The sequence below is a fragment of the Rhizobium ecuadorense genome, assembly GCF_001187535.1.
Taxonomy (GTDB): domain Bacteria; phylum Pseudomonadota; class Alphaproteobacteria; order Rhizobiales; family Rhizobiaceae; genus Rhizobium; species Rhizobium ecuadorense.
Genome location: NZ_LFIO01000479.1, coordinates 1 through 219 on the forward strand (window position 1 = coordinate 1; position 219 = coordinate 219).

Sequence of the window (219 nt, forward strand, 5' to 3'; positions counted from 1 at the left end):
GTTTTCAACAAGCGCAAAGGTCTTCGAGGGGCGGTTGAAACTACCCGCAAGGCCGACCAGTTTGGGAGCAGACATGCCATTTCCTTCCAATATCGTGCCGAAACCGACGTCATTATTGGACGAATATTATCTATAAAAATAGTGGATTAAAGGAATGGTGATCCCTCTTCCCCATATGAGGAGAAAAATACGTTCGGGCCTGTGGGCGATGGCGACGTG

1 pseudogene is annotated in these 219 nt (G+C 48.4%); it reads right to left on the reverse strand.

The annotated features are described in order from the left end of the window. Nucleotides 1-75: pseudogene (locus AF337_RS42015) on the reverse strand (FMN reductase); the annotation flags it as partial. Nucleotides 76-219: the final 144 nt, after the last annotated feature.